Origin of the sequence: Thiorhodococcus mannitoliphagus, from assembly GCF_010915725.1 — a bacterium.
GTDB classification, from domain to species: domain Bacteria; phylum Pseudomonadota; class Gammaproteobacteria; order Chromatiales; family Chromatiaceae; genus Thiorhodococcus; species Thiorhodococcus mannitoliphagus.
Genome location: NZ_JAAIJR010000058.1, coordinates 24,039 through 33,332, shown reverse-complemented (window position 1 = coordinate 33,332; position 9,294 = coordinate 24,039). Strand labels below are relative to the sequence as shown.

At 62.3% G+C, this 9,294-nt stretch carries 10 protein-coding genes; 4 read left to right on the top strand and 6 right to left on the bottom strand.

All coding sequences use genetic code 11. The features are described from left to right. The 6 genes from G3480_RS14690 to G3480_RS14665 all read right to left on the bottom strand — a co-directional run. The coding region (locus G3480_RS14690) for a hypothetical protein (RefSeq protein ID WP_164654639.1) at positions 1–221 on the bottom strand (221 nt) is incomplete at its 3' end. A gap of 716 nt (positions 222–937) precedes the next feature. Next, on the bottom strand, positions 938–1,621 hold the full coding sequence (locus G3480_RS14685) for a type IV pilus modification PilV family protein (protein WP_164654638.1): 684 nt from the start codon (positions 1,619–1,621) through the stop codon (positions 938–940). Positions 1,622–1,647: 26 nt separating this feature from the next. Beyond that, entirely contained in the window at positions 1,648–2,844 is a 1,197-nt protein-coding gene (locus G3480_RS14680) for a pilus assembly PilX family protein (protein WP_164654637.1), read from the bottom strand. Continuing rightward, on the bottom strand, positions 2,841–3,854 hold the full coding sequence (locus G3480_RS14675) for a hypothetical protein (protein ID WP_164654636.1): 1,014 nt from the start codon (positions 3,852–3,854) through the stop codon (positions 2,841–2,843). Before G3480_RS14675 ends, G3480_RS14680 begins: the two co-directional genes overlap by 4 nt. A gap of 37 nt (positions 3,855–3,891) precedes the next feature. Beyond that, complete coding sequence (locus G3480_RS14670; RefSeq protein ID WP_164654635.1) at positions 3,892–4,416, bottom strand: GspH/FimT family pseudopilin; 525 nt, start codon at positions 4,414–4,416, stop codon at positions 3,892–3,894. Positions 4,417–4,418: 2 nt separating this feature from the next. Further along, complete coding sequence (locus tag G3480_RS14665; protein ID WP_164654634.1) at positions 4,419–4,880, bottom strand: type IV pilin protein; 462 nt, start codon at positions 4,878–4,880, stop codon at positions 4,419–4,421. Positions 4,881–5,322: 442 nt separating this feature from the next. Between G3480_RS14665 and G3480_RS14660 the strand changes: the two genes are divergently transcribed. From G3480_RS14660 to lpxK, 4 genes are all read left to right on the top strand, one after another. Then, positions 5,323–5,952, top strand: a complete 630-nt coding sequence (locus G3480_RS14660; protein ID WP_164654633.1) for a MotA/TolQ/ExbB proton channel family protein — start codon at positions 5,323–5,325, stop codon at positions 5,950–5,952. Continuing rightward, positions 5,949–6,377 carry an ExbD/TolR family protein gene (locus G3480_RS14655; protein ID WP_164654632.1) on the top strand — a complete coding sequence of 143 codons (429 nt, stop codon included), beginning with the start codon at positions 5,949–5,951 and terminating at the stop codon, positions 6,375–6,377. The genes G3480_RS14660 and G3480_RS14655 overlap by 4 nt, the downstream gene beginning before the upstream one ends. Then, positions 6,374–8,158 carry a lipid A export permease/ATP-binding protein MsbA gene (msbA, locus tag G3480_RS14650; RefSeq protein ID WP_164654631.1) on the top strand — a complete coding sequence of 595 codons (1,785 nt, stop codon included), beginning with the start codon at positions 6,374–6,376 and terminating at the stop codon, positions 8,156–8,158. Before G3480_RS14655 ends, msbA begins: the two co-directional genes overlap by 4 nt. A 106-nt stretch (positions 8,159–8,264) precedes the next feature. Further along, positions 8,265–9,251: a tetraacyldisaccharide 4'-kinase gene (lpxK, locus tag G3480_RS14645; protein ID WP_164654630.1), complete on the top strand. Its 987-nt coding sequence runs from the start codon at positions 8,265–8,267 to the stop codon at positions 9,249–9,251. The last annotated feature ends 43 nt before the right edge of the window (positions 9,252–9,294 follow it).

The window sequence follows — 9,294 nt, the reverse complement described above, 5'->3', positions numbered from 1 at the left end:
TACCCCGGTACCGAGCTGCGCCTCGTGTTTGAGGCGATCCAGTCGCATTGAATTTGGCGCCAAGTCAGGAGTTCTGCACTGAGCCAGTGCTGCACGGCCGCGCCATAGTGCGCTTCGATCTGCGCGATCAAATCCTCGAGAAGGGCATGAACGAACCCCGTCTGCTCGGGCGTCCAGGTGGTGGGCAGGGTGAGCGTGAAGGACTCGGGGATGTCGGTCATGGCGCGACCTCCTCACGGGCGGTTTGCACATGCTCGGCACTTGACCTGGCGGGCCTGCTCGAGCGCGGCGTTGGTGAGCGCTTAATGGGCCAAACGATTGACCTTGCGCGGCATGCCTTGCGTGGTCTGGAACAACGCCTCGACGGCGGCGGGCTCGAACAGTGCCAGGCTCGCAGCCGGCCAGGCGCAGGCGATGGGCGAGGTACTCGGGCACCTCCTCGCGGGTCAGTCCGCTCAAGTGATGACGTACCACGATGCGCTGGGCCAGCGACTCATGCACCGCCATGCTTAAGCGCCGGCGCAGCTCCGTGAGCCCGACCGGTAGCAGGCAGAGGCGATTGCCTGAATCCATCTGATAGTTGGTGAGCAAGCGCAGATCCTCGAGCGCTTTGCTGCTGTAGTGGCGACGCGGGCTGGCCATTGAGCCGGTTTCGATGTGAACGGCCGTGCGTGCTTTCCTTCAGTGTTCGCGGAAAACGCGATGTATAGGGGAATTGGGGGGATCTATTGGTAGGGTGAAGGGGTGCGGAATGCCGGGAAGGACGCTATCCAGGCCGAACTGGCGGCTAGGAGTCAGTCTGAATGCCTTCATCGGCTAGGCGCGGGCACCAAATTTCCTCAAGGGTCCCGGTTCAATCACCGCAGAGGATTCGCTTGTCAGAAATTCGTCGGTCAGATCCCGGCGGTGCGCGAATGGAATGGTTCGAGTCTCTTGACTAGAGTGGCTCGCAGCGGGCAATGAAAGTGCATGTGTCTCTTGAGCACAGCGCATCGTCCTTTGGCTTGTGTGACTCGCAGCAGCTTGGGGAGCAGGATTCGTCGCTGCTGCGTGGATCGAGGTCGGCCGAGCCGTTGATTGGAGATAGTGCGCAAATACAGGTGGCCGAGGGGCTGGTTTGCATTGGGTTCAGAGTTGCTGGGGTGGACTCGCTCACAATCTGGGGCGTGGTTTCCTCGACCGCGAACGGTGGTGCCGAGCTGTTTCCGGCCGGATAGGGTCGGGAGGGTGTCAGAATGGATGACACGCCTACGGACTGGGGCTCGCCTTTGGTCGATTGCCACTCTGTATAGACCTTTACATCCTTGAAGTCTGGATTTGCGTGTGCGGCGACGGTCCAGTGTCGATGGAATTCCGTGCTTGAGCCCGGCTCAATGGGTGGCCGGTCGCCGCCGCTCTCAATCGTTGCGTAGTCGAGTACGGCTTGATGTCTCAGTGCCTCGAGCTTTTGTTGCGCGAGGCTGATGGCGTATGTTCGCGCTTTTGCCGAGCGGCTGCTCTCGTGAACCTCGCCCTGGAACTGGGCGAGCGCCAGCAGTCCGGAGGTGAGCAGGGTAAGCGAGATCATGGCCTCGCTCAGCGTGAAACCGCGCTCTTTGTGAATTCCAATGCTGCGCTGCATTGTGTCTCTCTGCTCCGCCTTCGGTTTCATTGCCAATCGCGCCAAGTTCCCGGGACTTGAGAGGCCTCGGTAACCACCTGAAATGCGGCGTTCAGCGCGCTGCCGGCTCCGTAGTCGGTCGCGATGACGACCGAACCATGTCCTGGAGGCGCCGCGTCGCCTTCCCAGATGAGGCTGCCTTGGATGCTGGCGCCCACCCAGGTCTGGTTTTCGCAGGGATTCTCGAAGTAGACGATGCCGTAGATGCTGATCTCTTCGCTGAAGACGGGGCATCCGGCCTCGCTTGATACGATCAGCAGGATGGGGCTGTCCGGCGTGCCGATTGTCCTGTCGTCGAGCCCGTCCTGCGCCGCGCAGCTTCCTCTGAGAGCGAATGCATCAATGGTGCCTGAGTGCTCGATGAGGTAGATGCCTGGCGCTGACGTGCCGCCGCACGGGATGCGGTCGCTGAAGCGATGGTCCGCGTCCTTGGCGAACTGCACGGCTTTCTCGAAGGGCAGGGCGAAGATGTTGTTCCAGGCGCAATGCGCCGCGTCGCAGTCTGCGAAGCTTCCGCGTTCATAGTCTGCGCTTGGGCCTTTTTCCGCTGGCGCGAGCACGCGGTCCTGGTCACGGTCGTTCCAGGTGCTGACCAGGATGTCGCCCTGCGGCAAACAGGCTGGGGTCGCGGCTGAGGCGCTTGCCACTGTGATCTCGGTGTCCTCGAAGACATAGACCTCGGACGCTTCGGGGGTTGCTCGAAAGCATCCTCCGAGCACCAGAGGCGGCGGCATTGTGGTGCCTGGTGATGCCTCGAAAAGACCATGCTGAATGAAGCAGCCCTGCGCCGTGGCGCTCAGTGCGCCGTCACCCCTGGCCGCGGCTTGCGAGCTGACGCAGATGGCGTTGGCCACCGCGCTGAAGTCCAGGGCGATGTCGTAGACCTCACCGTTGATCGTGTTCTGTGCCGGCGGCGTTGGTACCGCTGTTCCCGTCCTCCAGGGGTTTTGGCCCAGCCAGGCGCGGGCGTATTCCAAGCCTGCTTCTGCCGCATCCTGAGCTGCGATGCCTTGCTGCTCGTTGTTGGCGATGCGCTGCTCGACGACGCTGGTGCGCCCCGAGCTGAAGACCAAGATGCCGGCGCCGATGAGCAGTAGGAGCCCGAACAGCAAGGTCATGGCACCGTGCTGCCGGCGAGCGGCGCGGCAGCATCCCGTCAACGAGGATGCGCTGAGGTGATTCATTCGGTGACCTCGTAGCGATGGTTGCGCACCGCCACTATCGTTGACAGGGTGCTCGCAGTGCTTGGGTCCTCTGCGACCTGGCCGGAGATGGTAATTTTGACTGATCGGATCTGCCGACAGAGGTCGCCGGACTCGCAGGGTGCTGTTGCGGGCTTGGTGGCGTTGGCGTTCTGAAGGCTGGTCGTGAGCAGAAACTCCAGGTTCGTGATGCGAATGTCCGGGCTGGTGATGCGCTCCCAGCGGCCGGTGTTGCAGCCAAAGCTCAGGTCCTCCTTGCCAAAACGGCCTACCCTCATGGAGACGCTGCCATCTCGATAGCGGAACCCGAACATCTCCATCTCAATGGACTTGGTCTTGTCCTGCGCGTCGGGCGGATACCAGGCGCGCCAGGCGTAAGGCTCGGCATTGTGCGCGGCGAAGGGTGCGCCGCCGTCTCGCCCTGTCGGTCGGGGGCAGTCGTCTTCGCTGTCTGTCCGATCGCATGCGCGGATGCCGACGCGTCCATCCGCGTCCAGGTCGTAGCTGTAGGTGATGCAGTGGCCGCTTTGGACTGAGGTCCGGCAGCTGCCTGATGCGGTGTGTTCGATGCAGCGAGGCGCTGTGCAGTCCCCCGTTTCCGCATCCGTGTCGGTACAGAGGTCGTTGTTGACGACCTGGTTGTAGCGGCGCTGGAAGGGGTTGTGGATGGGGGTCAGGTCGTCCGCATCCGAGTCGCCATCTCCGTCCGTGTCGAAGGCGCCTCTCGGGCTGTCGTTGGCGCCGAAGTCGCGCCAATCGAAGACGCCGTCGGCGTTGGCGTCGCCGTCGTGGTCTGCGTCTTTGGAGTCCCAGTAGCCCGCGCGCCGAATGTCTGATTGCATCAGATTCAGTGCCGCACGCAGCTCTTGGTTGAGCCTTGCCTCCATCAGGGTGTCTCTGGCCCCTTCGGAGATCATCAGATAGGTGCTGAGCGTCGCCGTCAGTGTCAGTGTTCCGGCCGCGAGTCCGACCATGAGGCTTGACAGCGTCATGCCTTGCTGTGAAGCGGCGGAGCTGCCGCGAGGGCCTTCAGCAGTCTTCATAGCCGGGTAGGGTGCCGTTCGGGGTGCAAAGGCGGACGCGTCCGAGCCGTGACAAGATGACCTTGATTGCGGTGCCCCGGTCGGATTGCAGCAGCAGGCTGCCGTTCCTAGCGGTTGCTCGACGTGGCTCGAAGACGGTTTGGGGGAATGTTGCGCTGAGACTGGTTCCGGGATAGTCAACACCGTTCACGCGCTTGAGTTCGCAACCCTTGGGCGCGCTCTGAGTCTGTCGGCAGTCGCAGCCCAGCGCGGTTGCCAGGGTGATGCCATAGCACCAGGTGCTCGGCTCCAGACTGACTGCGATCGACCGGTTGCGCTTGATGGCCTCTGATCTGGCCCATTGCAAGTCCTCGGCGATGGCCTGCGCGGCGGCCTTGAGGCGGTTGCGGGCGAGCATCTCGTGCATGGAGGGCACGGCGACGCCGATCAGGATGGCTAGAATGGCGACGACAAGGATCAGCTCGAGGAGTGTGAGCCCCCGCTGTCCGTTCGATGACTTCACCCAGGGCATGCTCACCAGCACTCCCTCGGCATGCGGTTGCCGTCCTGATCGATACTCAAGAGGCGACAGCTCTGCCCACCGGCCTGATCTTTGGTTTGGTTGCCGAGTGCCGCCGCCAGCGCCTGAAACCCGCGCGCGCTGACGCTGTCCAGTTGCAGCCTGTAGTGTCCGTCAACGCTGAGGTTGTCGAGCCCGAGTGCGCCGGACCCCATTCCGGTCGCGGCACAGCCGGCCTCGCCGACAATCCGATCCGCGTAGCGCGGGCATGTACCGCGGAATTTCTCTTGGGCGATGGCCAGCCTCATCAGCGCGGTTTGACCATCCGCTCGCCGTGCTTGGCGCACTTGCTGTTGGTAAGAGGGGTAGGCGAGCGCGGCGAGGATGCCGACGATCGCCAAGGTGATCAGCAGCTCGAGTAGGGTGAACCCGGTCTGTCGAAGCGGGCGGTGCGGCGATGCGAACGCATTGAGCATACATTTTTCGTGTATTTTTGGCCCGCGCTTGCATGGGCTTTCATGGCGTTTTCCTGGCCATAGATCGGCGGCTTTGCATTCGAATCGCAGCAACGACGCTGATGTCGGCATGAGGCGAGCCCGTAACCGAAACGTGAATTTCTGTGAATGCTGTCACATTTTGTGTGGAGCAGCAAGGCCAGGTCTCTTGGTTTCGCTCGTCGCACTATGACCGCCCGGCATCTGTGTCGCTCGACCGCTTGGTGCTGGCCGGTCGCGGCTGCCGACTGCGGATCACTGCCGGGTTCGAGTATCATGAGCCTCGGCACGTCCCCGCCAGACGACTCGGGGATTGCCGTCGATCAATCCGCTCAGTCGATGAACCTGTACTGATAACACTGGGTGATCGACTAACAATGCGCTATCGACGAAATCGCTCAAATTGCTCTAAGGGGTGTCTTCCTTGCTTGATTTGATTTATGCCGGTGGCTGGCTGATGGTGCCGATCGTGGCTTGCTCGGTGATTGCCACCGCGATTGTGATTGAGCGTGCCTGGACGCTACGCCGCCGCAGGATCATGCCGAAGAATTTGGTGACGCGGATTTGGCAGCTCCACCGCGACGAGGCGCTCACTGAGGCGGCTATCCTAGAGATCCGCAACGGCTCGCCGCTGGGGCGCATGCTTGCCGCCGGGCTCATCAATCGGCATCACAGCCACGAGATCATGAAGGAGTCGATCAACGACACGGGTCGGCACGTGGTGGCCGAACTCGAGCGCTTCCTCAACACGCTTGGCACCATCGCCGCCGTCGCGCCCCTGCTGGGTCTGCTCGGGACCGTGCTCGGTATGATCGATGTCTTCGGCGTCATCATGGAGGCTGGTGTCGGTAATGCGGGCGTGCTCGCCGGGGGCATCTCCAAGGCCCTGGTGACCACGGCCGCCGGACTTTCCGTGGCGATCCCGGCATTGCTGTTTCATCGCTTCTTCGACAATCGAGTCGGGCAGCTCGCCATCGACATGGAAGAGCAGGCGCTGCGCCTTGTGGAAGTGCTCAGAGGGGAGCGTGAGGGCGCCGGAGAGATGCCGTCATGAATCTGCGTCCGCATCGGCGCACCTCGGCCGACATCAATCTAACCCCCTTGATCGACATCGTTTTTTTGCTGCTGATCTTTTTCATGGTATCGACCACCTTCAAGGACGAAGCACGGCTGAGGGTCCAGCTGCCAGAAGCTCAGGGCGAGGACATTCCAGCAAAAGAGCCGACCATGATTCGGTTGGTGATCGATCGCGCCGGGCATTTCTTCGTCAACGACCAGGCCGTCGCGGACGCCAAGCCAGAATCGCTGGCGCGGGTGCTGGGTGAGATCAAGCGCGAGGGCGGCGCATTGCCCGTGCTCATTCAGGCCGATGCCGAGGCAACGCATCAGTCGGTGATGACGGCAATGGATGCGGCGAGTCAAGCCGGTCTCAACCGCATTGCCTTCGCCGCCACGCGACCCGACGACGAGGACCCATGAGTAAAGACGAGGTCCTCTCTTCCGCCGAGGCCAGCGTGATCTATCGGCGGTTGCTCGGCTATGTCCGACCCTACGGGCGGATGTTCGCCTTCTCGATCTTGGGCATGCTCATCTTTGCCGCGACCGAGCCTTTGTTCGCCGCCATGATGCAGCCTCTGATCGATGGGAGCTTCGTCAAGCGTGATATCGAGCTGGTGCAAACCATGCCTTGGTTGCTCGTCGGACTCTTCTTGGTGCGCGGCATCGCGGGTTTCATCAATACCTACTTTCTGAGCTGGGTTGGACGGCGCGTCGTGGCGGATCTCCGTCAGCAGATGTTCGAGCATTTGCTGCGTGCGCCGACGCGCTTCTTCGACAAGAGTGGCTCGGGCCACATCCTGGCCAAGCTGACCTACAACGTCGAGAATGTGGCAAACGCGGCCACCTCGGCGGTCACGACCTTGGTGCGCGACGGCTTCACGGTCATCGGCCTCATGGCCTATATGCTTTACTTGGATGCCGCGCTGTCCTTGATCTTCTTGGTCATTGGTCCCGTGATGGCCGGTGCGATCAAGTACGCGACCAAGCGGTTTCGTCGTCACAGCCGCCGGATTCAGGACCGCGTTGGCGATCTGACGCACGTCGCCCAGGAGATCATCGACGGCCACCGGGTGGTCAAGGCGTTCGGAGGACAGGCGCGCGCGGCGCGGCGCTTCGTCGCTATCAATGAGAAGACCCGCTCGCTGCAAATGAAGATGATTGCGACCGAGGCGGCCAGTGTGCCTCTGGTACAGCTGATCTCGGCCGCGGCCATCGCCTTCGTCGTCTATCTCTCCACCATGCAGGGGCTGAAGGAGAACATCTCCGTTGGCACCTTCATGTCCTTCGTGGTTGCCATGGGCCTGCTGCTACCCCCGGTCAAACGCCTGACCTCGGTGAATGCTCAGCTGCAGCGCGGCATCATCGCCGCCGAGAGCCTCTTCGAGTTGATTGATTCCGAAGAGGAGCAGGACCTGGGTACGCGTACGCTGAAGCGGGCCGAGGGACGTGTCGAGTACCTCGACGTCAGTCACCTCTACTCCGAAGACAAGGCCCCGGCGATCCAGAATGTCAGCTTGGTGATCGAGCCTGGTGAGAAGATCGCGCTGGTCGGGCACTCCGGTAGCGGCAAGAGCACCATCGCCAATCTGCTGCCGCGCTTCTATGATCCCAGCGCCGGGGAGATTCGCATCGACGGCATCCCCATTGGCGAACTCAGGCTGGCGAGTTTGCGCGCACAGCTCTCGCTCGTCAGTCAGGAGGTCGTGCTCTTCAACGACAGCGTCGCCAACAACATCGCCTACGGCTGCGCTGAGACTCCCAGTCAAGCCGAGCTGGAGCGCGTGGCAGCCAGCGCCCATGCGCTGGAGTTCATCCAGTCGCTGCCGAACGGATTCGACACGCTCATCGGCGATCGTGGGGTTCTGCTCTCGGGTGGGCAGCGTCAGCGTCTGGCGATTGCTCGGGCCATGCTCAAGGATGCGCCCATCCTCATCCTGGATGAAGCCACCTCAGCCTTGGATACCGAGGCCGAGCGCCATATCCAGGCAGCCTTGCAAGAGCTGATGGAGCGCCGCACGACCTTGGTCATTGCGCACCGTCTTTCGACCATCGAGAACGCAGACCGCATTCTGGTTCTTCAGGATGGGTGCGTCGTCGAGCAGGGACGGCATGAGGAACTGCTGGCGCTCGGGGGCTATTACGCGCGCTTACATCAGCTGCAGTTCCACGATGCGCTCGCCGAGCCGAGGCTTCTGGCCTAGCGTCGAGCACATGATCTCCGCCTTGGTTGGACAGGGGGTTTCTGCCATTCGCTGCTTCGGCATGAAGCGGTGGCTTTCAGCTCAGGCATCAGGGCTCAATATTTAGATGCTAGATCCAACGCCAATCTGGTACGGCGCGAGCCCTGTCGCTCGGCTTCTGGTGCCGCTGTCCTGGCTCTATTGCGGCATCGTACGGCTGCGCCGTCTGGCCTATCGCTGGGCATTGCTGAGATCCGAGCACCTCGGGGTCCCGGTCATCGTCGTGGGCAATCTCAGCGTCGGCGGGACGGGGAAAACGCCTCTGACCCTGTACCTCGCCGGCTTGCTCAGGGCGCATGGTTGGACCCCCGCCATCATCGCGCGCGGCTATGGCGGCAGGTCGCAGTCGTGGCCCCAGTTCGTTGAGGCTGATAGCGATCCGCAGCAGGTCGGCGATGAGCCGGTGCTCTTGGCTGCTCGCTCGGGGTGCGCGGTGGTGGCCGGTCCGGACCGGGTTGCCGCCGGTCGCCTCGTGATCGAGCGCGCCGGCTGCGATATTCTACTGAGCGATGACGGACTCCAGCACTATGCGCTGGCCCGAGACCTAGAGATTGCGCTGGTCGACGGTCAGCGCGGTTTCGGCAATGGGCATTGCCTGCCAGCCGGCCCGCTGCGGGAGCCCGCGCAGCGGCTCACCCAAGCGGACCTCGTGGTGTATAAAGACGGTGCGGGGCAGGGTCTGGCGATGCGGCTCGTGCCGGGTGCACTGGTGAATCTGGTCGACCCCCGGTGCCGTCGCGGTCTTGAGGCGCTTAGAGGCTCAGGGGTGCTGGCGGTGGCGGGTATCGGCGATCCGGAGCGCTTCTTCGCATTGCTGGAGTCGCATGGCCTGTCGATCGAGCGTCGCCCTTTTCCCGATCACTACAGCTATACAGGGTCTGATGTCGCGTCTTGGGGCGATCGAGTCGTGATCATGACGGAAAAGGACGCCGTCAAATGTGCGGCTTTCGCTGCACCGAATCATTGGTATCTGCCGGTACAGGCGCAACTCGACGACGCATTCGACACGCAGTTTTTGTCCAAACTGATTGAGTTGAGGGAGAAAGCGGGTTGAGAGATACGGTGGGCTGAGAGAGTTAAGTGCGTTGAGAGACTAC

Bases quoted from the DNA above. Each gene is read 5' to 3' on its own strand.
- G3480_RS14685 (WP_164654638.1), bottom strand. From the start codon at position 1,621: ATGCAGCGCAGCATTGGAATTCACAAAGAGCGCGGTTTCACGCTGAGC.
- G3480_RS14680 (WP_164654637.1), bottom strand. From the start codon at position 2,844: ATGAATCACCTCAGCGCATCCTCGTTGACGGGATGCTGCCGCGCCGCT.
- G3480_RS14675 (WP_164654636.1), bottom strand. From the start codon at position 3,854: ATGACGCTGTCAAGCCTCATGGTCGGACTCGCGGCCGGAACACTGACA.
- G3480_RS14670 (WP_164654635.1), bottom strand. From the start codon at position 4,416: ATGCCCTGGGTGAAGTCATCGAACGGACAGCGGGGGCTCACACTCCTC.
- G3480_RS14665 (WP_164654634.1), bottom strand. From the start codon at position 4,880: ATGCTCAATGCGTTCGCATCGCCGCACCGCCCGCTTCGACAGACCGGG.
- G3480_RS14655 (WP_164654632.1), top strand. From the start codon at position 5,949: ATGAATCTGCGTCCGCATCGGCGCACCTCGGCCGACATCAATCTAACC.
- msbA (WP_164654631.1), top strand. From the start codon at position 6,374: ATGAGTAAAGACGAGGTCCTCTCTTCCGCCGAGGCCAGCGTGATCTAT.
- lpxK (WP_164654630.1), top strand. From the start codon at position 8,265: ATGCTAGATCCAACGCCAATCTGGTACGGCGCGAGCCCTGTCGCTCGG.